The sequence below is a fragment of the Agromyces aerolatus genome (genome assembly GCF_031432255.1).
Taxonomy (GTDB): domain Bacteria; phylum Actinomycetota; class Actinomycetes; order Actinomycetales; family Microbacteriaceae; genus Agromyces.
The window spans coordinates 45265-66446 of the sequence record NZ_JAVKGQ010000010.1 but is presented as its reverse complement, the minus strand read 5'-3'; the positions used below and the strand labels follow the sequence as shown (position 1 = coordinate 66446).

Sequence of the window (21182 nt, the reverse complement as noted above, 5' to 3'; positions counted from 1 at the left end):
CGCCCGGGGTCGGGCCGTGCAGACCTCGGCATGGGGTTGACTACACTCTAGTCGGTGCACTCAGCGGGGCCTTCGGCTTGCGATCCGCCGCGGTTTCGTGGCACGCACCCTCCTCAGCATCCAAGCGGAACCAGCGGAAGGCGGCCCTCGTGACGCACGCGATCGGGATCGACATCGGCGGCACGAAGATCGCCGGTGCGGTGGTCGACGAGCTCGGCCAGATCGTGCGCGCCGACCGCGTGCCGACGCCGGGCGACACGGGCCGACTGGAAGACGCGGTCGTCGCGATGATCGAGTCGCTGCGCGCCGACGACGAGATCGCCGCGGTCGGCGTCGCGGCCGCCGGGTTCATCGACGCCGCCCAGTCCACGGTGTTCTACGCACCGAACATCGACTGGCGGAACGAGCCGTTCCGGGAGAAGCTCGAGCGCCGGGTCGGCGGCACGGTGGTCGTCGACAACGACGCGAACGCCGCGGGTTGGGCCGAGTTCCGGTTCGGCGCGGGCCGGCTCGTGAGCGACATGGTCATGCTGACCATCGGCACCGGGGTCGGCGGCGCGATCGTCGCCGGGGACCGGCTCTTCCGTGGCGGCTTCGGCGCGGGCGCCGAGCTCGGACATCTCCGGGTCGTGCCCGGCGGGCTCGCGTGCGGCTGCGGGCAACACGGATGCATCGAGCAGTACGGTTCCGGCCGCGCGCTCCTGCGCATGGCGAACGAGATCGCCGACGCCGGCGGCATCGGGCTGGAGCTGGCGCGTGCGCGCGAGGCGCACGGCCGGCTCGACGGGCGCCTGGTCGGCGATCTGATCGAGGCGGGCGACCCCGGCGCGGTGTCGGCGCTGCGGCAGCTGGGACACTGGCTGGGTGAGGCATCCGCGAGCCTGTCCGCCGTGCTCGACCCGCAGCGCTTCGTGTTCGGCGGTGGCGTCGCCGTCGCGGGGGAGCTGCTGCTCGAACCGATCCGCGAGTCCTATCTCCAGCACCTCCCGGCGCGCGGCTACCACCCGGAGCCCGACTTCGTGATCGCCGAGCTCGTGAACGACGCGGGCGTGGTCGGCGCGGCCGACCTCGCCCGGGTGTGGGTGTCCGACCACTCGTGAGCGGCCGGGCGGAGAGTAGGCTGGCTCAGTCCGGCGGGAAGGAGGACGGGTGTTCTACTGGATCATGAAGCACATCGTGGTCGGCCCGATCCTCCTCGCGATCTTCCGGCCGTGGGTCGTCGGGCTGCAGCACGTGCCGAAGGACGGGCCGGTCATCCTCGCGTCGAACCATCTGTCGTTCATCGACTCGATCTTCCTTCCCCTCGTGGTCGACCGCCCCGTGGTGTTCCTCGCGAAGAGCGAGTACTTCACGGGGAAGGGCCTGAAGGGCTGGGCGACGAGGATGTTCTTCCAGGCCTCGGGTCAGCTGCCGATCGACCGCTCGGGCGGGAAGGCGTCGGAGGCGTCGCTGCTCACGGGCCTGCGGGTCCTCTCCGAGGGGCGCATCCTCGGCATCTATCCGGAGGGCACGCGCAGCCCCGACGGCCGGCTCTACCGTGGCCGCACGGGCGTCGCACGCATGGTGCTCGAATCGGGGGCTCCGGTGATCCCGGTCGCCATGATCGGCACCGAGCATGTGATGCCGATCGGCACGCGCCTGCCGAAGGTCCGCCGCATCGGGATCGTGCTCGGCGAGCCGCTCGACTTCAGCCGCTTCGAAGGCCTCGAGGGAGACCGGTTCGTGCTGCGCAGCGTGACCGATGAGCTGGTGCACGAGTTGCGCCGGCTCAGCGAGCAGGAATACGTCGACATGTACGCGAGTTCGGTCAAGGAGCAGCGGGCGACCCCGTCGCGATAGCGCCTCCCGGATCGCGATAGGCTCGCTGCGGCGGAGTGTCGCGATCGCGGCGCCGCCTACCCCCGTTTCGCGCCGTCCGGCGCCCGAACCGCAATAGGACAACTCCAGTGACCCAGCTCGTCGAGCCCTTCGTGAACGCAGATCCCTCGGTGATCGCGGGCCTCGACTATTGGCGCACGCTGCCGATCAAGCAGCAGCCCACGTGGCCTGACGCGGAGGCGGCGTACGCCGCGTCCGCCGAGCTGGCGACCCTGCCGCCCCTCGTCTTCGCGGGCGAGGTCGACATGCTGCGCGACCGGCTCGCGACCGCGTCCCGTGGGGAGGCCTTCCTGCTCCAGGGCGGCGACTGCGCCGAGACGTTCGCCGGCGCGACCGCCGACCAGATCCGCAATCGCGTGAAGACCGTGCTGCAGATGGCCGTCGTGCTGACCTACGGCGCGTCGATGCCGGTCGTGAAGATGGGCCGCATGGCGGGCCAGTTCGCGAAGCCGCGCTCGAGCGACACCGAGACGCGCGGTGACGTGACCCTGCCGGCCTACCGCGGCGACATCGTGAACGGCTACGACTTCACGCCCGAGTCGCGTGCGGCCGACCCGCGCCGACTCGTGCAGGGCTACCACACCGCGGCCTCCACGCTGAACCTCATCCGTGCGTTCACGCAGGGTGGCTTCGCCGACCTGCGCCAGGTGCACCAGTGGAACCAGGGCTTCGCCGCGAACCCCGCGAACGCCAGGTACGAGAAGCTCGCGCGCGAGATCGACCGCGCCGTGAAGTTCATGGACGCGTGCGGCGCGGACTTCGACGAGCTCAAGCGCACCGAGTTCTACACGGGGCACGAGGGCCTGCTCATGGACTACGAGCGCCCGATGACCCGCATCGACTCGCGCACGGGCACGCCGTACAACACCTCGGCGCACTTCCTGTGGATCGGTGAGCGCACGCGCGAGCTCGACGGCGCGCACGTCGACTTCCTGTCGCGCGTGCGCAACCCGATCGGCGTGAAGCTCGGGCCGACGACGACGCCCGAGACCATGCTCGAGCTCGTCGAGAAGCTCGACCCGAACCGCGAGCCCGGTCGCCTGACGTTCATCACGCGCATGGGCGCCGGCAAGATCCGCGATGCGTTGCCGCCGCTGCTCGAGGCCATCAAGGCGAGCGACGCTCACCCACTGTGGGTCACCGACCCGATGCACGGCAACGGCATCACGACGCCGACGGGCTACAAGACCCGGCGGTTCGATGACGTGGTCGACGAGGTCAAGGGCTTCTTCGAGGCGCACCGTGCGGCCGGCACGCACCCGGGCGGCATCCATGTGGAGCTCACGGGCGACGACGTGACCGAGTGCCTCGGCGGCTCCGAGCACATCGACGAGGCGACGCTCGCGACCCGCTACGAGTCGCTGTGCGACCCGCGCCTCAACCACATGCAGTCGCTCGAGCTGGCGTTCCTGGTCGCCGAGGAGCTCTCGGCGAGCTGACGCCCGCGCGACGCGCGGCGAGGGCGCGGGGCATCCGATCACGATAACGGATGTCTCGCGCCCTCGTCGTTCCTGCGTGAGCCGTGCTCAGGAACACGGGGGCGACGCGCCGGTGGCGCGCGCCGCGGGCGCGGCGTGTCGCGTCGGCGTTCCTGAGCAAGCGCGCGTGGGGCAGGTGGGTGGCGGTCGGATATCTCGGGCGCGCGCGCCACCAGGTGGGTGCGAGGCATCCGGTCGCGGTGACGGATGTCTCGCGCCCCCGTCGTGCCCGCACGCGCCCTGCTCAGGAAGACGGGAGCGACGCGCCGGTGGCGCGCGCCGCGGGTGCGGCGTGTCGCGTCGAAGTTCCTGAGCAAGCGCCGCGGGCGCTGGGCGCGCGTCGGCCGCGCGGGCGGGCGGATGCCTCCGGCGGAGCCGGTCTGCGTCCGGCGGCATCGGCAGGCCGGCAGGGCCGGTTCGGGTCAGAGCGTCAGCGTGCCGACGAGCTTGACCTCGCTGCCGCGCAGCGCGCGCGCGTCGGCGCCGGGCTCCTGCGAGGTGACGTTCACGAACGGTGCGAACGGGGCCGGGAAGTTGTGCGCGACCGTGAACCCGGCGCCCTCGAGCGCCGCGATCGCATCTTGCAGGCGCTGCCCGACGACATTGGGCACCGCGACGAGGTCCTGACCCTTCGACACGATCACGTCGATGGTGTCGCCGGGGCGCACGGGGTCGGTCGTGGGCTGCGCGCTCAGGATCGCGTCGGCCGCGATGTCGCCCGAGTTGTCGAACTCGGCGCCGGCCTCGTTCATCGCGAGGTTCACGGCCGCGAGCGCCGCCTGCGCCTCGGCTCGGGGCAGGCCGACCACGTCGGGGATCGCACCCGCGGAGACGATGAGGGTGAGCGCGGCCCGTTCCGGGTACTCGGCGCCGACCGGCGCACCGTCGCGGTCGAGCACGCCGATCACCGAGCCCGCGGCGATCTCGGCGGAGAACTGCGGCTGCGAGCCCTCGGCGACCGCGAACTCCGTGAGCTGCTCGCGGGCCTCGGCCTCGGGCAGCCCGACGACCTCGGGCATCGGCAGGATGCGCGGCCCGAGCGAGACGTACATGCGGACCGTGGAGCCGCGCTGCGCCTGCAGGCCGCCGGCCGGGTCGGTGCCCGACACCTGCCCCTCGGGGACCTCGGGGTCGTGTCGCTCGTCGGGCGCGACCTGGAACCCGGCCTCCTCGAGCAGGGCGGTCGCCTCGGCCACCGTCTTCGCGTGCGTGTCGGGGACGTCCGCGAGTGCGCCCGGGCCCGCCCCGAAGTACCAGCCGGTTCCCGCGGCGAGCCCCGTGAGCAGGAGCACGAGCGCGAACAGCCAGTACCCGCGGCGGCGGCGACGGGCCGCGCCCGCCGTGAGCGCTGCGGCGTCGTCATCGTCGGCGGGCGGCTCGTCGCCCGCCCCCGGCGGCAGCAGGTCGGGCGCGAACGCCACGGTCGAGGTGGGCGCGAGCACGCGTGTCTCGGCGGTCGCGGTCGCGGTGGCGCCGGTGAGCACCATGGTCGCGTGACTCGGCGGGGCTGCGTGCGGGGCGCGCACGAGCGGCTCGATCTCGCGGAGGCGGTCGAGCAGTTCGCGCGCGTCGGCGGGCCGCTGCTCGGGGTCGCGCGACGTGGCCCACAGCACGAGCTCGTCGAGCTCGGCGGGCACGCCCGCCTGCTTCGAGCTCGGCGTCGGCACCGAGTCGTTCGCGTGCTGGTACGCGATCTGCATCGGCGCCTCGCCGACGTAGGGCTGCTCACCCGTGAGCATCTCGTACATCATGATGCCGATGGCGTACAGGTCGCTGCGCGCGTCGGCGACGCCGCGCGTCACGAGCTCGGGGGAGAGGTAGGCGATCGTGCCGAGCAAGGCCTGCCCCGTCGCGGTGTTCGCCGAAGCGGCGCGGGCGAGTCCGAAGTCGCCGAGCTTGATCCGGCCGTCGTCGGCGAGCAGCACGTTCTCGGGTTTGAGGTCGCGGTGCACGATGCCGGCCTTGTGCGCGGCGGCCAGACCCGCGAGCACGGCGTCCATGATGTCGACCGTCTGCTCGGGCGTCAGCCGCGTGTAGTCCTTCAGCAGGTCGCGGAGCGTGATGCCAGGGAGGTACTCCATCACGAGGTAGGCCGACTCGGCGTCCTGACCCTGATCGAAGACGTTGACCACGTTCGGGTGGGCGAGCCGCGCGGCGCTCCGCGCCTCCTGCACGAACCGCGTCTTGAACGTGTTGTCGTCGGCCAGATGGCCGTGCATGATCTTGATCGCGACGCGGCGTTCGAGCCTGAGATCGGTCGCGAGGTAGACGGTGGCCATGCCGCCCCGGGCGATGCGCGAGCGCACCTGATACCGGCCGTCGATGAGGCGGCCGATCATGGGGTCGGGCGGAGGGGTGGTCACCGTACCAGTGTACGAACGCGACATGCCGGAACCCGGATAGACACCGGGTGCGGCCGGAATCGAAACTCGACCGTGATGGGCGAGGGTGCGTCAGCTCAGCCGAGCTCGGCGCAGCTCAGCCGAGCTCGGCGAGCCACGCGCGCGCCTGCTGTTCCCACTTGGCGTAGAGATCGGGGTGGGCGCTGAGCTGTACGGACTGGGCGGCCTGGGTCACGCTCATCGACTCCCAGCCATGGATGTCGAGCAGCCCGCGCGTGCGGCCCGGGTTCGGGTTGGTCGGCCCGCCGTAGAACGCGAGCGCGGCGCGCGTGGGATCGCGCACCTCGTCGGGCGTGCCCCAGCCCTGGCTCGGCCGCTGCTGGAACAACCCGAGCGAGTCGCGGTCACCGTGGTCCACGTTCCGGAGACCGGATTCCTGTGCCGCCGCAGCGAGCGCGACCACGAGGCCCTGGTCGGGGACCCCGAGCGAACGACCCACATCCACGATGACGCGCGCATGCTGGCGCATCTCGTCGGTGAGCGGTGCGGAGACGGGCGTGACCGTCTCCACAGGTGCGGGCGGAGGCGCGGGCGCCGGAGCCGCCGGCGCAGCGGCCGGCGCCGATGGCGCCGACGCGGGCGCGAGCACGATGGACTGGCCGGGGAAGATGAGACTCGTGCGGCTCAGGCCGTTGATGCTGAGCAGGGCGTCGAGACTGAGCCCGTGCTGTGCGGCGATGCCGCTCATCGTGTCACCCTCGACGACGACGTGGCGTGCGATCTCGGCCTGGGCCGGTGGCGCCGGTGCGGGCTGGGGTGCCGCGGACGCGGCACGCAGCACGAGCCGCTGGCCCGGGAAGATCAGCGACGACCAGCTGAGGCCGTTGAGCGCGAGCACGTCAGGCGTCGCGAGTCCGAACCGCTCGGCGATCCCCGAGACCGTGTCGCCCTCGACGACGACGTACTCGCCGGGGATCGCCTCCCCGACGGAGGCGACGCTCACCGCGCCGGTGCGCGGCTTGCCCGGCACCGAGCCTTTCGGGGTCGGCTGACGCTTCGACGCAGGTGCCGCCGCGGCATGCGCGGGCTGGACGAATCCGAGCGTCACGGCGATGGTGCCGGCGATGGCGATGGGGAGCGAGAGCACGCGGCGCAGCCGTCCCTGTCGTGCAGCGCGAGGCGTGCGCCCGCGCTCGTCGTTCGGCCCGGTCCGACCGGTCCTGTCGCCCATCGTGTTCCCCCTCGTCGATCCACCCCGGTCCGTTTCACGCTGTCATGGGCGCCGGAGCGAGTCAACGACCTCGCCGCGCGTCACGCGAGGTCGCCCGGCGATCGGCTGGCTACCGGACCCGGGCTGCGTCGTGGCAGTCTTGACGACGTGACCGACGCCGCTGAGACCGACTGGCTGACCGTTCCCGACCTCGTCGAGCGATTGGGGCAGAGCCCGAGTCGCGTCCGCAAGCTGATCGGCGAGCGCTACCTGCTCGCCGCGAGGATCGACGGGGTGCTCAAGGTGCCCGCGAGCTTCCTGCGAGACGACGCGCCCCTGCCCGAGCTCCACGGCACCGCGATGGTGCTCGGCGACGCGGGCTTCACCGACGAGGAGGCGCTCGAGTGGCTGCTCGCCGAGGAGGACAGCCTCGGCACGACGCCGATCGATGCGTTGCGCGCGGGCCGGAAGACCGAGGTGCGGCGCGTCGCGCAGGCGCTCGCCTGAACGATCCGCCCGGTGCGGCTCAGCTCGCGCGACGCGCGACGTCGCGCGCGAGCGCGCCGAGCTCGGCCTTCGCGCCGGCGTCGATCGGCGCGTCGGCGAGCACGTCGCCGGCCTTCGCGACCCAGGCGCCGATGAGCGCCTCGACCTCGTCGACCGCGCCGCAGCCCTCGATCGTGCGCTGCAGCATGCTGACCTGATCGGGATCGAGGTCGGGATCGCCGAGCAGCTCGTCGAGCAGGTTCCGCTGGCCCGCGCCGAGGCGTTCGCGAGCGATCGCGACGAGCATCGTGCGCTTGCCCTCGCGCAGATCGTCGCCCGCGGGCTTGCCGGTCACCTCGGGGTCTCCGTACACGCCGAGCAGGTCGTCACGGAGCTGGTAGGCGATCCCGAGCGGCAGGCCGAAGTCCCGGAGCGACTGCAGCTGATGAGTCGTCGCGCCCGCGAGTGCGGCGCCGATGGCGAGCGGGGACTCGACCGAGTACTTCGCGGACTTGAAGACGATGACCCGTTCGGCATGGGCGCGCTGTTCGTGATCGCCCCGGGTGCGCCAGGCCTGCTCCTCGAGGATGTCGAGGTACTGGCCGGCGGTGACCTCGGTGCGCATGCGGATGAACTCGGCACGAGCCGCACGCGCGCGAGCACGGTCGGGCTGTGCCTCGAGGCCCTCGTCGAGCAGCTCGTCGCTCCAGCCGAGGAGGAGGTCGCCCAGCAGGATCGCCGCGGCGCTGCCGTACCCGGCGGCGTCGCCCGCCCAGTCCGAGTCACGATGGAGACGCTCGAACAGCCGGTGCGCCGACGGTGCTCCGCGCCGGGTGTCGGAGTGGTCGATGAGGTCGTCGTGCACGAGAGCGGCGGCGTGGAACAGCTCGAGCGCGGACGCCGCGGACACGATCGGGAACAGGTCGGAGGGCTCGGGGCTTCCCCGCCCGGCGACCGCCTCGAAGCCCCAGTAGCAGAATCGGGCCCGGAACCGCTTGCCACCGCTGAGAAATCGCTTCGAGAATGCGTCGAGCGGCACCAGATCGGGGCTGATGGAGCGGAGAATCAGAGAGCGGTCGGCGAGGAAGTCCTCGATGCGGTGTTGCACGAGGTCGACGAGCCGGGAACCGTGAGCCACTCGCCTAGCCTACCGATGGGCCGCGGGGCTAGAATGGTGGGACGATGCGTCGATCCCGAACCTGAGGGGAATGAGATGCCGCTATCAGAGCAGGAGCAACGTCTTCTCGACGAGATGGAGCGCAATCTCTATCGCAATGACGCCGACTTCGTGGCGGCGGTCAGCGGTCGAGGAAGACCCAATTACCGTTCGATCGTGCTCGGCGTGCTGCTCGCACTCGCCGGCATCGGCGGACTGATCGCCGGCGTCGCGCTGCAGCTGCTCATCGTCGGGATCATCGGTTTCGCGGTCATGTTCGCGGGCGTCCTGCTCGCCATCACCCCCACGAAACGCGGCGCGACCTCGCCCCCCTCGGGTCAGACCCCGCGTCCGTCGTCCGCAGGCCGCTCCAATGCCGGGTTCATGGACCGGTTGAACGAGCGCTGGGACCGTCGTCAGGACGGCAACGGCTAGCCCCTCCACTTCGCACCACCCCGAACGGGCCGATCGAATGATCGGCCCGTTTTTCGTGTGCCCGCGCGGACTGTGCAGGGGGAGCGGGGGAGCACAGGCCGGGTTCCGGCGCGCCTGGACGACCCCGCGACGCCGCGCTGCCGAGGCGACGGCCCATCGTGGGCATTCTTCCTCCACCATCCTCCACTCCCCGCTACGCCCGTGTTTTCAGGGGCGGTCAACGGTGGAGTTCCACAAATGTGCGCCGTTTCCGTGGTGGAGTGGATGAAAGTGGAGTAAAGTGGTGCTACCTGGAACCTGGCGGGAGCGAAGGGGGTGACGCGGTGTTTCTCGGGACCTACGAGCCCAAGCTCGACGAGAAAGGCCGAATCATCCTGCCCGCCAAGTTCCGTGAAGAGCTCTCGAGCGGGCTCGTCCTCACGCGCGGTCAGGAGCGCTGCATCTACGTCTTCAGCGCGCGGGAGTTCGAGGCGATGAGCGAGAAGATCCGGCAGGCCCCGGTGACGAGCAAGCAGGCCCGCGACTACATGCGCGTGTTCCTGTCCGGGGCATCCGCCGAGACGCCCGACAAGCAGCACCGGCTCACCATTCCGACGAACCTCCGCACCTACGCCGGGCTCGACCGCGATCTCACGGTCATCGGCGCCGGCAGCCGGGTCGAGATCTGGGACGCGGCCGCATGGCAGACCTACCTCGCCGAGCAGGAAGCGGCGTTCGCAGAGACCGCGGAGGAGGTGATCCCCGGGCTGTTCTAGCCCGGGTTGCGACTCCCAGCCGTACGAGCCTGGCGCACTTCCCCGCGTCAGGACGAACGGGTGGGGATCGGAGCCCGGGACCACCGGTCCCGAAGGAATCATGGACATCGAACGCATCCACACCCCGGTCATGCTCGAACGCACCGTCGAGCTCCTCGCCCCCGCCATCGGCGAGGAGGGCGCGGTCCTCGTCGACGCGACCCTCGGGATGGGCGGGCACAGCCGGGCCCTGCTCGAGCGCTTCCCGAAGCTCACGGTGATCGGCCTCGACCGCGACACCGACGCGCTCGCGATCGCGGCCGAGCGGCTGAAGCCGTTCGGGTCGCGAGCGAGGCTCGTGCACACCGTCTACGACGGCATCGGCGAGGCGGTGCGTGGCGAGGGGTTCGGCGAGGTGCAGGGCGTGCTGTTCGATCTCGGCGTCTCGTCGCTGCAGCTCGATCGGGCCGAGCGCGGGTTCGCGTACGCGAAGGACGCTCCGCTCGACATGCGCATGGACGCGACCCGTGGCCGCACGGCGGCCGAGGTCATCGCCGAGTCCGACGAGTCCGAGCTGCGGCGCATCTTCTTCGACTACGGCGAGGAGAAGCTCGCGCCCCGCTACGCCCGGGCGATCGTGCGTGCGCGCGCGGAGCGGCCGATCACGCGGTCGTCCGAGCTCGTGGAGATCCTCGACGACGCGACGCCCGCGGCCGTCAAGCGCGCCGGGCACCCGGCGAAGCGCGTCTTCCAGGCGCTCCGCATCGAGGTCAACGAAGAGCTGTCGGTGCTCGAGCGCGCCGTCCCGGCCGCGCTCGACGTCCTGGCGATCGGGGGGCGCACGGTCGTGCTCGCGTACCAGTCGCTCGAAGACCGCATCGTGAAGCGCGCGCTGCAGGCGGCCTCGAGCTCCACCGCACCCGCCGGCCTGCCCATGGAGCTTCCCGAGCACCGCCCGCAGTTCCGGCTCCTCGTCCGGGGCGCCGAGCTCGCGAGCGAGACCGAGCAGGCGGAGAACCCGCGTGCGAAACCGGTGCGACTGCGCGCCGCCGAACGAGTGAGGAGTCGGTCATGAGTGCCGTGCCGGCCATGTCCCTTCCCGAGTTCCGGCCCGCGCGCCCCGAACGCGAGCGGCCGCAGCTGCGCCCCGTCCCCGACGGTCGTCGGCGGCCGCGGCTCGTCTACGCCATCACCGCGCTCGCGGGGATCGGTGCGATCGTCATCGCGCAGCTGCTCTTCTCGGTCGCGATGACGGAGGGCGCCTATGAGATCGAGGGCTACAAGGTCGCGCAGATCAAACTGGACCGCGAGACGCAGGTGCTCCGGGAACAGATCGACGCGCTCGAGTCGCCGCAGTTCCTCGCGGCCAACGCCGAGGCGCTCGGCATGGTGCCGAACGCCGCGCCCGTCTACCTCCGGCTCTCCGACGGCGCGGTCCTCGGCCAGCCGACGGCCGCGGCCGGCGGCGCGGTCGGCGCTGCCGGTTCGGTGGCGAATTCGCTGATCACCGACGTGCCGCTCGTGACTGAGCAGCAGGCGGGGGAGACTGGCGGTGCAGTGGCCGCGGCGGGCGCCGAGGCCGCTGCGGGATCCGCCGAGGCGGCCCCCGCAGCGTCGACGCCCGTCGCACCGGCTCCCGTCGCGCCGAGCGGCGGGTTGCCCACGCCGGCCACGCACTGAGGGCACGATGGGCACGGCGAGCTGAGCGAGGGACGACAGGATGCGACGGACGAGCAGGCACCCCATGCGGCGCATCATCGCCTCCGGGGTGGTGCTGGTCGTCGTGGTCGGCGTGTTCGTGACGCGGCTCGTCGACATCCAGGTCGTGCGCGCCGACGAGTACAACGAGGCCGCACAGGACGTGCGTTCGAGCTCCGAGACGGTCTACGGCCCGCGCGGTGACCTCGTCGACGCGAACGGGGTCGTGCTGGCCGACACCGTGATGCGGTACGACATCGCGATCTCGCCGAAGCAGGCGCGTGCCGGCGGCAGCTTCGAGCGCGACGTTCCCGACCCCGACGACCCGGCCGAGACGGTCGAGACCGAGGTCACGACCGAGCAGGCCGCGACCGAGCTCGGCGCCGCGCTCGGTCTCGCGGGCGATCATGTGCTCGGCATCATCGACGAGTACCTCGCCGCCGATCCCGACTCGGACTTCGCGTACGTGTCCAAGCTCGTCGACACCGAGACCTACGAGAAGGTGCGCGCGCTCGGTATCCCGTGGGTCTACCCGAAGGAGAACCCGAGCCGGCGCTACCCGAACGGCGCCGTCGCGGGCAACCTCGTCGGCTTCGTCGACCCCGACGGCAATCCCGTCGCCGGGCTCGAGCTCGCGCAGGACGCCTGCCTCGCGGGCGAGGACGGCGAGACGACGCACCTGCGCAGTCTGCGCGACTGGGTGACGATCCCGGGCAGCGAGCATGTCGTGAAGGAGGCCCGCGAGGGCGGGACGCTGCAGCTCACGATCGACTCCGACCTGCAGTACTCGGTGCAGCGCACCGCGGAGGCTCAGGTCGAGGCGACGGGGGCCGACTGGGCGACGGTGACCGTCATGGAGGCGAAGACCGGGCGGCTGCTCGCGGTCGCCGACGTGCCGACGGTCGACCCGAACACGCCCTCGGCCATCGACGGCGAGAACCGCGGGTCCCGCGCGTTCACCGCCCCGTTCGAACCGGGTTCGACGTTCAAGGCGCTCACCGCGGCGTCCGTCATCGACGCCGGGCAGGGCGACCCGACGAGTCAGATCGTGGCCCCGTATCGCATCACGCCGGGCAACGCCGACATCAACGACTCCTACCTGCACGGCGACGACCGGCTCACGCTCACTGGCGTCATGATCGAGTCGTCGAACACCGGCATGTCGCTCTTCGGGGAGCGCGTGAGCGACGAGCAGCGCTACCAGGACATGCTCGACTTCGGGCTCGGCACCCAGACGGAGGTCGGGTTCCCGGCCGAGGCCGCCGGCGATCTGCACGGCGGACCTGCGGCGTGGGCCGAGGACGACCAGACGAAGTACGCGACGATGTTCGGCCAGGGCCTCACGACGACCGCGATCCAGATCGCGAGCGCCTATCAGACGATCGCGAACGGCGGCGTGCGGATGCCGGTCACGCTCGTCGACGGGTGCGCGGCACCGGATGGCTCGGTGACCGGGAAGCCGTCCACCGAAGGAAAGGCCGTGATCTCCGAGCAGGCGGCGCAGCAGACCTCCCAGATGCTCGAGCGCGTGTACGCCGAGGGCTGGCTCGCCAAGCAGTGGGAGATCCCCGGATACCGGGTCGCGGCGAAGACCGGGACGGCTCAGGTGCCCGACGGCGAGGGCGGCTACCAGGCTGGATATCTCGTGTCGGTGTCCGGTTTCGCGCCCGCGGACGACCCGCAGTTCGTCGTTTCGGTGAGCATCATGAATCCCGTTAAGATGAATTCGTCCGCCGCCTCCGCCCCCGTCTTCCGAGACGTGATGAGCCAGGTGCTGAAGAAATATCGGACTGTTCCATCCGGCGCCCCGGCGCCCGAGCTGCCAGCTACCTGGTGAGAAAGTTGGGTTCGTGACCGGATCGTCTTCGGCTGCCCTCCGGCCGCAGCATCCGCGTCCGCGATCGCTCCGCGGCCTCGCCGACGCCTTCGCGCTCGAGGTGCGCGGCGACCTCGGCGCACGTGAGGTGACCGGGGTGAGTCTCGCCTCGGGTGCCGTCGAGCCCGGCGACCTCTACGTCGGGATGCCAGGCCGGCACGCCCACGGCGCGGACTTCGCGGCCGCTGCGGCCGAACGCGGCGCGGTCGCCGTGCTCACGGACGCGTCAGGCGCCGTGCGCGCCGCGGCGGCCGTCCCGGAGCTGCCCGTGCTGGTCACCGACGACCCGCGCGCGGCGCTCGGCGGCATCGCGGCCTGGATCCACGGCTCGGACGAGAACCGTGCGACGCTCGTGGCCGTCACGGGCACCAATGGCAAGACGAGCGTCGTCTACCTCCTGTTCGGCATCCTGCAACAGCTCGGCGAGGTCGCGGGACTCACCTCGACCGCCGAGCGCCGCATCGGCGACGAGGCCGTCACGAGCGCGCTGACGACGCCGGAGGCGAGCGAGCTGCACGCGCTGCTCGCGAGGGGTCGTGAGCTCGGCGCGCGCGCGGTGGGCGTCGAGGTCTCGGCGCAGGCGTTGTCCCGTCACCGCGTCGACGGCTTGGTCTTCGACGTCGCCGGCTTCACGAACCTCACGCACGACCACCTCGACGACTACGCGTCGATGGACGAGTACTTCCGGGCCAAGCTCGAGCTCTTCCAGCCCGACCGCGCGCGGCGGGGCGTCGTCATCGTCGACTCCGAATGGGGTCGCCGGCTCGCGGCCGAGGCGGGCATCCCGATCACGACGCTCGCGACCGTGCCCGAGGTCGACGCCGATTGGCGCGTCGCGTTCGGGGCGGAGACCGCGACCCACACCGACTTCACGCTCGAGGCGCGCGACGGTCGCCGCCTCGCGACCCGGGTGCCGTTGCTCGGCCGGTACATGGCCGCGAACGCGGCGCTCGCGATCGCCCTGCTCGTCGAGGCCGGCATCGACTTCGGCCGGATCGCCGACGCCCTGAGCCGTGACGGCGGCATCCGCGCGTACATCCCCGGCCGTGCCGAGCGCGTGTCGGGTGAGCGCGGCCCGGTGGTGTACGTCGACTACGGGCACAGCCCCGACGCGTTCCTGCAGACCCTGTCGGCGATCCGCCGGTTCGCCGAGGGCCGGGTCATCATGCTGTTCGGCGCCGACGGCGACCGGGACACGACCAAGCGCGCCGAGATGGGCGCGATCGCGGCCCGCGGGTCCGACGTGGTCGTCGTGACCGACTTCCACCCGCGGACCGAGGACCCGGCCGCGATCCGGGCGGCGCTGATCGCGGGGGCACGCGCGGCGGTGCCCGATCGTGAGATCCACGAGATCGCCGACCCGCGTGCGGCCTTCCGAGCCGCGCTCGCGCTCGCCTCCGAAGGCGACGTCATCCTGTACGCCGGACCCGGACACGAGGACTACCACGAAGTGAACGGCGAGAAGATCCCATACTCGGCACGTGACGATGCCCGGCAGGCGCTGCGCGAGGCGGGGTGGCCGGCATGATCGCCCTCACGCTCGCCGAGATCGCCGCGGCGGTCGATGGCCGTCTCCACCTGGCGGGTACGGATGCCTCGGCCGAGACGGTCGTCTCGGGTGCCGTGACGACCGACTCGCGTGAGGTCGAGCCCGGTGGCGTGTTCGTCGCCAAGCGCGGCGAGTTCGACGACGGCCACCGGTTCGGCCCGGCAGCCGCCGAGGGTGGCGCCGCGCTGCTCGTCGTGGAGCATCCGCTCGAGGTGGCCGTTCCGCAGGTGGTCGTGACCGACTCGGTCGACGCGCTCGGCGCGCTCGCGACCGAGGTCGTGCGGCGTGTGCGCGCGCTGGGCCGGCTTCGCGTCGTCGGCGTGACGGGGTCCAACGGCAAGACGACGACGAAGAACCTCCTCCGCACCGTGCTCGAGGGTGCGGGATCGACCGTCGCGTCGCGCAAGTCGTTCAACAACGAGGTCGGCGGCCCCGTGACCATGCTCGAGCTCACCGACGACACCGAGTTCCTCGTCGCCGAGATGGGTGCGTCCGCGGTGGGTGAGATCGCACGTCTCGTCCGCATGGCCCGCCCCGACGTGGGGATCGTGCTGAAGGTCGGGCTCGCCCACGCGGGCGAGTTCGGCGGCATCGAGCAGACCGTGCGCGCGAAGTCCGAGATGGTGACCGACCTGCTCGAGACCGGCGTGGCCGTGCTGAACGCCGACGACCCGCGGGTGGTCCCCATGGCCGGGCTCACCAGGGCGCGGGTGGTCTGGTTCGGACTCGGCGAGTCGGCCGACGTGCGGGCCACCGAGCTCGTGACGCACGCGCGCGGCACCGAGTTCACGGTCACCGTCCCGGGCGGCGAGTCGGCACGCGTCCGCTTCGGCGTCCTCGGCGAGCACCATGTGATGAACGCGCTCGCGGCGACGGCCGCGGCCGTCGAGCTCGGCATGCCGCTCGCGGACATCGCTGCGGCGCTCGAGCGCGTGACCCTCGCCGAACGCTGGCGCATGCAGCTCATGGGCGGTCGCGACGACATCACGGTCATCAACGACGCGTACAACGCGAGTCCCGACTCGATGGCCGCGGCGCTGAAGACGCTCGTGCAGGTGCAGCGCCCCGGCGCCCGCACGATCGCCGTGCTCGGCGAGATGAGCGAGCTCGGCGAGTTCTCGGGCGAGGAGCACGACCGGATCGGCCTGCTGGCCGTCAGGCTCGGCGTCTCGCAGCTCATCGTCGTGGGGCAGAACGCCAGGCGCCTGCACATCACCGCGATCAACGAGGGGTCCTGGGACGGCGAGTCGGCGTTCGTCGAGACCGCCGACGAGGCGTACGAGCTCGTCCGCGCCTCGGTAGGCCCCGGTGATACCGTGCTCGTCAAGTCGTCGAACTCGGCCGGCCTCCGCCACCTCGGCGATCGACTGGGAGAATGGTTCGCATGAGGGCACTGCTGACCGCTGGGGCGTTGTCGCTCGCCTTCACGCTCTTCTTGACGCCGCTGTTCATCCGGCTGTTCCGGCGAATCGGGTGGGGCCAGTTCATCCGCGACGACGGACCGCAGTCGCACCACGTGAAGCGGGGCACGCCCACGATGGGCGGCATCATCTTCATCCTGGGATCGCTCTTCGGCTATTTCGTGGCGACGCTGCTGGTGAGCAACGAGCCGCCGACACCGTCGGGCCTGCTCGTGCTGTTCATGATGGTCGGCCTCGGGATCGTGGGCTTCATCGACGACTTCCTGAAGACGCGGAAGAAGCAGAGCCTCGGGCTCGGCGGCTGGGCGAAGGTGGGCGGCCAGGTGATCGTGGCCGGTGCGTTCGCGCTGCTCGCGCTGCAGTTCCCGAACGCGCAGAACGCCACTCCGGCCACGACGAAGATCTCGTTCATCCGCGATCTGCCGCTCGACTTCATGGTCTTCGGCACGGTCGTCGGCATCGTGCTCTACGTGATCTGGATCTGCCTGCTCACGGCGGCCACGTCCAACGCGGTGAACGTGACCGACGGGCTCGACGGACTCGCGGGCGGTGCGTCGATCCTCGCGATCGGCTCGTTCGTGGTCATCGGGTTCTGGCAGTTCAACCAGTCGTGCTTCAGCGACAGCCTCGATCCGGCGGACGCCTACCGCTGCTATGACGTGCGCGACCCGCTCGACCTCGCGATCGTCGCGACCGCGATCATCGGCGGGCTGATCGGCTTCCTCTGGTGGAACACGAACCCGGCGCACATCTACATGGGCGACACGGGGTCGCTCGCGCTCGGCGGCGCGCTCGCGGCGCTCGCGATCCTCAGCCGCACCGAGCTGCTGCTCCTGCTCGTCGGCGGCCTGTTCGTGATCGAGACCGGATCGGTCATCGTGCAGCGGGCCTACTTCAAGCTCACACGCGGCAAACGCATCTTCCTGATGAGCCCGATCCACCATCACTTCGAGCTGAAGGGGTGGGCCGAGGTCACGATCGTCGTGCGCTTCTGGATCATCGCCGGGCTCTTCGTGGCCGCCGGTGTCGGCAGCTTCTACTTCGAATGGCTGCAACAGTGACGGATGCCTCGTCCGCTCGCCTCGACGCGCTCACGAGCTGGCACGCCGACTGGAAGGGCCTCCGTGTCGCGGTGCTCGGGCTCGGCGTCACCGGGTTCGCGGTCGCCGACACGCTCACCGAGCTGGGCGCCGACGTGCTCGTGCTCGCCTCGAAGCCCGACGACGAGCGCGCGCGGATCCTCGACGTGATCGGCGCCGGCTTCGTCGTCGACCCGCTCGAGACGCCGCCGCCCGCGCTCGTCGACTTCGCCCCCGAGCTCGTGATCGCGTCGCCGGGCTTCCACCCCGACCACGCGGTGCTCGAGTGGGCGGCCGCGACCGGCATCCCCGTGTGGGGCGACATCGAGCTCGCCTGGCGTGTGCGCGACAAGGTCGGCTCGGCCGACTGGATCGTGGTGACCGGCACGAACGGCAAGACCACCACGGTGCAGCTGACCGCGACGCTGCTCGCGGCGAACGGCCTGCGCGCGGCGCCGTGCGGCAATATCGGCGTGCCCGTGCTCGACGCCGTGCGCGACCCCGGCGGGTTCGACGTGTTCGTCGTGGAGCTCTCCAGCTATCAGCTGCATCACCTGCCGACCGAGGGGCCTGGCGCGATCCATCCGTGGGCGAGCGTCTGCCTCAACGTGGCGGACGACCACCTCGACTGGCACGGCTCGTTCGAGGCGTACCGGGCGGCGAAGGGCAAGGTGTACGCGAACACGCGCGTGGCGTGCGTCTACAACCGGGCCGACGAGGCCACCCGGGTCATGGTCGAGGACGCCGAGGTCGAGGAGGGCGCGCGCGCCATCGGCTTCGGCCTCGACACCCCGGGGCCGAGCGACTTCGGCGTCGTCGAGGGCATCCTGTGCGACCGCGCGTTCCTCGAGGAGCGGCACACGGCCGCGCTCGAGATCACGACGCTCGGCGAGCTCGAGCCGCGCGGCCTCGCGGCACCGCACATCGTGCAGAACATCCTCGCCGCGTCGGCGCTCGCCCGCTCCTACGGTGTGCCGGTCGGCGTGATCCACGACGCGCTGCTCGACTTCCGGCTGGACGCGCATCGCATCGAGACCGTGGCGCACGCCCGGGGCATCCGCTGGATCGACGACTCGAAGGCGACCAACCCGCATGCCGCACAGGCGTCGCTCACCGCGTTCGGTCGCGTGGTCTGGATCGTCGGCGGCCTCCTCAAAGGGGTCGACGCCGACGCGCTCGTCGCGGCCCACGTCGCACGGCTGCGCGCCGTCGTCGTGATCGGCCGCGACCGCGCGGAGCTCGTGGCCGCGTTCGGCCGACACGCGCCCGGGCTGCCGCTGTTCGAGGTGACCGCAGACGACACTGAGCAGGTGATGCCCGAAGCGGTCGCGCTCGCGGCGGCCGTCGCGGAGGAGGGGGACACCGTGCTCCTCGCTCCGGCGGCCGCGTCGATGGACCAGTTCGCCGACTACGGCGATCGCGGCCGGCGATTCCATCACGCGGTGCAGGCGATGCTCGGAGGTGAGGCTGGTGACGACACCACCCAGGGCCTCGCGCCCCGCGAAGACGCCTGAGACCTCGGGCGTCCACGCGGCACGCATCCGGCTCGGCCGGGTCCTGCGCGCGGAGTCCGGCGACTACTTCCTGCTGCTCGGGACGACGATCTTCCTCGTCGTGCTGGGGCTCGTCATGGTGCTGTCGTCGTCGCTCGTGCAGTCGAAGCTCGACGAGGGGGACTTCCTCGGCCAGGCGAGCCGGCAGGGACTCTGGGCGCTGTTCGGCGTGCCGATCATGCTCTTCGCGAGTCGCATGCCCCAGCGGTTCTGGATGGCGATCTCGTGGCCCGTGCTCGGGATCGCGTGCGCCATGCAGGTGCTCGTCGTGGCGACGCCGCTCGGCATCGAGGTCGGCGGCAACACCAACTGGCTCGCACTCGGATCGTTCTCGTTCCAGCCCTCCGAGGCGATCAAGGTCGCGCTCGTGCTGTGGCTCGGCACGATCGTGACGAAGAAACAGGACAAGCTCGACGACTTCGTGCACGGGCTGCTCCCGATCCTGCTGGTCGGCGGCGGCGCGATCGGGCTCGTGCTGCTCGGCGGGGACCTCGGCACGGTCATGGTCATGGCCGCCATGCTTCTCGGCGCGCTGTTCCTGATCGGCGTGAAGCTCCGCCTGCTGCTCATCCCGCTCGTCATCGGTGCGGTGCTGTTCGGGCTCGTCGCCGTCTCGAGCGACAGCCGGCTCCGCCGCATCACGTCATTCCTGCAGGAGAACTGCACGACGATCGACCAGGCGGACTGCTGGCAGATCCAGCACGGCATGTTCGCCCTCGCGAACGGCGGCATCTTCGGGGTCGGGCTCGGCAACTCGGCGGCGAAGTGGTCGTGGCTTCCCGCGGCCGACAACGACTTCATCTTCGCGATCATCGGCGAGGAGCTCGGCCTGGTCGGCGCGATCGTCGTGATCGGTCTCTTCGCGCTGCTCGGCGTCGCGCTCGCGCGCGTGCTGCGCAGCGCGCAGACGCCGTTCGGCCGGGCCGCGACCGCAGCGGTCGCGGTGTGGGTGATCGGACAGGCCCTCGTCAACATCGGCGTCGTGCTGAAGGTGTTCCCCGTGCTGGGGGTGCCGCTGCCGCTGGTTTCGGCGGGCGGGACCGCATTGCTCACGACGCTCTTCGCGATCGGCGTGGTCCTGTCGGTCGCGCGCGATCCCGAGGGGACGGCGCCCTTCTCGCTGCCGTTCGTGTCCCGACGCGCCAGGAGCACCAGCACGTGACCACCTATCTGCTCGCCGGCGGCGGCACCGCCGGCCACGTGAACCCGCTGCTCGCGGTCGCCGACCGGCTCCGCGAGCGCGACTCGAGCGCCCAGGTGCTCGTGCTCGGCACCGCCGAGGGCCTCGAGTCGCGGCTCGTCCCGGCTCGCGGGTACGAGCTGCTGACGATCGCGAAGGTGCCGTTCCCGCGGCGGCCGAACCGTCAGGCGGTGGCGTTCCCCGGGCGTTTCCGGCGATCGGTCGACGACGTGCGCACCCTGATCCGCGAGCACCGCGTCGACGTCGTCGTCGGGTTCGGCGGCTACGTCTCGACGCCCGCGTACCTCGCCGCGCGCGGTGCGCGGGTCCCCGTGGCGATCCACGAGGCGAACGCGCGGCCCGGGCTCGCGAATCGTCTGGGCGCGCGGTTCGCGGCCGCGACCGGCGTCGCGTTCGCGGGCACGCCGCTGCCGCGCGCCGAGGTCGTGGGCATGCCGCTCCGGCGTGAGATCGAACGTCTCGACCGGGCGGCGTCGCGCGCCGAGGCGGCGGCTGCGTTCGGGTTGGACGCCGATCGCCCGGTGCTGCTCGTCACGGGCGGATCGCTCGGTGCGCGCCGGATCAACGCGACGGCGGTCGGTTCGGCCGCACGTCTGCTCGAGACAGGCTGGCAGGTGCTGCACCTGACCGGTGCGAAGAGCGAGGTGACCGATCCGGGCCTCGCGGGGTACCGGATGGTCGAGTATGCCGACCGCATGGACCTCGCGCTCGCGCTGGCCGACGCCGCCGTCTCACGCGCGGGCGCGGGCACGGTGTGCGAGCTCGCGGCGCTCGGCATCCCGGCGGTCTACGTCCCGTACCCGGTCGGCAACGGCGAACAGCGGTTCAATGCGGCTCCCGTGGTCGCCGGAGGCGGCGGCATCCTCGTGAACGATCAGGACTTCACGCCCGCGTGGGTGGCCGCGACGCTCGCGCCCCTGCTCGAGGACCGGCCCGGCATCGAGGCGATGGCGCGCGCTGCGGCCGCGGCCGGATTCCGCGACGGCACCGACCGCATGGTCGCGCTCGTCGATCGTGCACTCGGCGGGGGAGCCCGGCGTCCGCACGATCCCGCGTAACGTTGAAGGAGCGAGATGTCCCGCCGGG

General features: G+C 71.5%; 18 protein-coding genes. 15 read left to right on the top strand and 3 right to left on the bottom strand.

All coding sequences use genetic code 11. The features are described 5' to 3' along the window. Positions 1-149: 149 nt before the first annotated feature. From RH864_RS13160 to RH864_RS13150, 3 genes are all read left to right on the top strand, one after another. Complete coding sequence (locus RH864_RS13160; RefSeq protein WP_310518012.1) at positions 150-1100, top strand: ROK family glucokinase; 951 nt, start codon at positions 150-152, stop codon at positions 1098-1100. 49 nt (positions 1101-1149) lie between these two features. Next, positions 1150-1839, top strand: a complete 690-nt coding sequence (locus tag RH864_RS13155; protein WP_310518011.1) for a lysophospholipid acyltransferase family protein — start codon at positions 1150-1152, stop codon at positions 1837-1839. A gap of 149 nt (positions 1840-1988) precedes the next feature. Further along, positions 1989-3317: a class II 3-deoxy-7-phosphoheptulonate synthase gene (locus tag RH864_RS13150; protein WP_310518068.1), complete on the top strand. Its 1329-nt coding sequence runs from the start codon at positions 1989-1991 to the stop codon at positions 3315-3317. 461 nt (positions 3318-3778) lie between these two features. Here RH864_RS13150 and pknB read toward each other — a convergent pair whose 3' ends face one another. Further along, positions 3779-5719, bottom strand: a complete 1941-nt coding sequence (gene pknB / locus RH864_RS13145) for a Stk1 family PASTA domain-containing Ser/Thr kinase (RefSeq protein WP_310518010.1) — start codon at positions 5717-5719, stop codon at positions 3779-3781. Positions 5720-5834: 115 nt separating this feature from the next. Next, complete coding sequence (locus RH864_RS13140) at positions 5835-6929, bottom strand: LysM peptidoglycan-binding domain-containing protein (protein ID WP_310518009.1); 1095 nt, start codon at positions 6927-6929, stop codon at positions 5835-5837. Positions 6930-7076: 147 nt separating this feature from the next. On the opposite strand from RH864_RS13140, the gene RH864_RS13135 reads away from it, so the two are divergent. After that, entirely contained in the window at positions 7077-7415 is a 339-nt protein-coding gene (locus tag RH864_RS13135; RefSeq protein ID WP_310518008.1) for an Rv2175c family DNA-binding protein, read from the top strand. A gap of 19 nt (positions 7416-7434) precedes the next feature. On the opposite strand, the gene RH864_RS13130 is transcribed toward RH864_RS13135, so the two are convergent. Continuing rightward, a complete protein-coding gene (locus RH864_RS13130) occupies positions 7435-8532 on the bottom strand; it encodes a polyprenyl synthetase family protein (RefSeq protein ID WP_310518007.1) in 1098 nt (365 codons plus the stop codon). A 75-nt stretch (positions 8533-8607) separates the two neighbouring features. Between RH864_RS13130 and RH864_RS13125 the strand changes: the two genes are divergently transcribed. The 11 genes from RH864_RS13125 to murG all read left to right on the top strand — a co-directional run bounded on the left by RH864_RS13125 (position 8608) and on the right by murG (position 21154). Next, positions 8608-8985, top strand: a complete 378-nt coding sequence (locus tag RH864_RS13125; RefSeq protein WP_310518006.1) for a DUF3040 domain-containing protein — start codon at positions 8608-8610, stop codon at positions 8983-8985. Positions 8986-9308: 323 nt separating this feature from the next. Further along, entirely contained in the window at positions 9309-9740 is a 432-nt protein-coding gene (mraZ, locus tag RH864_RS13120; RefSeq protein ID WP_310518005.1) for a division/cell wall cluster transcriptional repressor MraZ, read from the top strand. A 100-nt stretch (positions 9741-9840) separates the two neighbouring features. Further along, positions 9841-10794 (top strand): 16S rRNA (cytosine(1402)-N(4))-methyltransferase RsmH, encoded by a 954-nt coding sequence (gene rsmH / locus RH864_RS13115; RefSeq protein ID WP_310518004.1) that lies wholly within the window; start codon positions 9841-9843, stop codon positions 10792-10794. Next, positions 10791-11399 carry a hypothetical protein gene (locus RH864_RS13110; protein ID WP_310518003.1) on the top strand — a complete coding sequence of 203 codons (609 nt, stop codon included), beginning with the start codon at positions 10791-10793 and terminating at the stop codon, positions 11397-11399. Before rsmH ends, RH864_RS13110 begins: the two co-directional genes overlap by 4 nt. A gap of 64 nt (positions 11400-11463) precedes the next feature. Further along, positions 11464-13254, top strand: coding sequence for a peptidoglycan D,D-transpeptidase FtsI family protein (locus RH864_RS13105; RefSeq protein ID WP_310518002.1), 1791 nt, complete (start codon positions 11464-11466; stop codon positions 13252-13254). Between the two features lie 13 nt (positions 13255-13267). Further along, positions 13268-14821 (top strand): Mur ligase family protein, encoded by a 1554-nt coding sequence (locus tag RH864_RS13100; protein ID WP_310518001.1) that lies wholly within the window; start codon positions 13268-13270, stop codon positions 14819-14821. After that, entirely contained in the window at positions 14818-16230 is a 1413-nt protein-coding gene (locus tag RH864_RS13095; RefSeq protein WP_310518000.1) for a UDP-N-acetylmuramoyl-tripeptide--D-alanyl-D-alanine ligase, read from the top strand. The genes RH864_RS13100 and RH864_RS13095 overlap by 4 nt, the downstream gene beginning before the upstream one ends. Further along, on the top strand, positions 16227-17324 hold the full coding sequence (gene mraY, locus RH864_RS13090) for a phospho-N-acetylmuramoyl-pentapeptide-transferase (protein ID WP_310517999.1): 1098 nt from the start codon (positions 16227-16229) through the stop codon (positions 17322-17324). The genes RH864_RS13095 and mraY overlap by 4 nt, the downstream gene beginning before the upstream one ends. Then, positions 17309-18856, top strand: coding sequence for a UDP-N-acetylmuramoyl-L-alanine--D-glutamate ligase (gene murD / locus RH864_RS13085; protein ID WP_310517998.1), 1548 nt, complete (start codon positions 17309-17311; stop codon positions 18854-18856). Before mraY ends, murD begins: the two co-directional genes overlap by 16 nt. Next, the gene (gene ftsW, locus RH864_RS13080) at positions 18813-20057 is read left to right on the top strand and encodes a putative lipid II flippase FtsW (RefSeq protein ID WP_310517997.1); all 1245 of its coding nucleotides are present in this window, start codon (positions 18813-18815) and stop codon (positions 20055-20057) included. The genes murD and ftsW overlap by 44 nt, the downstream gene beginning before the upstream one ends. After that, positions 20054-21154: an undecaprenyldiphospho-muramoylpentapeptide beta-N-acetylglucosaminyltransferase gene (murG, locus tag RH864_RS13075; RefSeq protein WP_310517996.1), complete on the top strand. Its 1101-nt coding sequence runs from the start codon at positions 20054-20056 to the stop codon at positions 21152-21154. The genes ftsW and murG overlap by 4 nt, the downstream gene beginning before the upstream one ends. Positions 21155-21182 lie beyond the last annotated feature (28 nt).

What these genes read in the sequence shown, in the direction of transcription:
- RH864_RS13140 (WP_310518009.1), bottom strand. Translation starts at nt 6,929, where the DNA reads ATGGGCGACAGGACCGGTCGGACCGGGCCGAACGACGAGCGCGGGCGC.
- RH864_RS13125 (WP_310518006.1), top strand. Translation starts at nt 8,608, where the DNA reads ATGCCGCTATCAGAGCAGGAGCAACGTCTTCTCGACGAGATGGAGCGC.
- rsmH (WP_310518004.1), top strand. Translation starts at nt 9,841, where the DNA reads ATGGACATCGAACGCATCCACACCCCGGTCATGCTCGAACGCACCGTC.
- RH864_RS13110 (WP_310518003.1), top strand. Translation starts at nt 10,791, where the DNA reads ATGAGTGCCGTGCCGGCCATGTCCCTTCCCGAGTTCCGGCCCGCGCGC.
- RH864_RS13105 (WP_310518002.1), top strand. Translation starts at nt 11,464, where the DNA reads ATGCGGCGCATCATCGCCTCCGGGGTGGTGCTGGTCGTCGTGGTCGGC.
- RH864_RS13095 (WP_310518000.1), top strand. Translation starts at nt 14,818, where the DNA reads ATGATCGCCCTCACGCTCGCCGAGATCGCCGCGGCGGTCGATGGCCGT.
- mraY (WP_310517999.1), top strand. Translation starts at nt 16,227, where the DNA reads ATGAGGGCACTGCTGACCGCTGGGGCGTTGTCGCTCGCCTTCACGCTC.
- murD (WP_310517998.1), top strand. Translation starts at nt 17,309, where the DNA reads ATGGCTGCAACAGTGACGGATGCCTCGTCCGCTCGCCTCGACGCGCTC.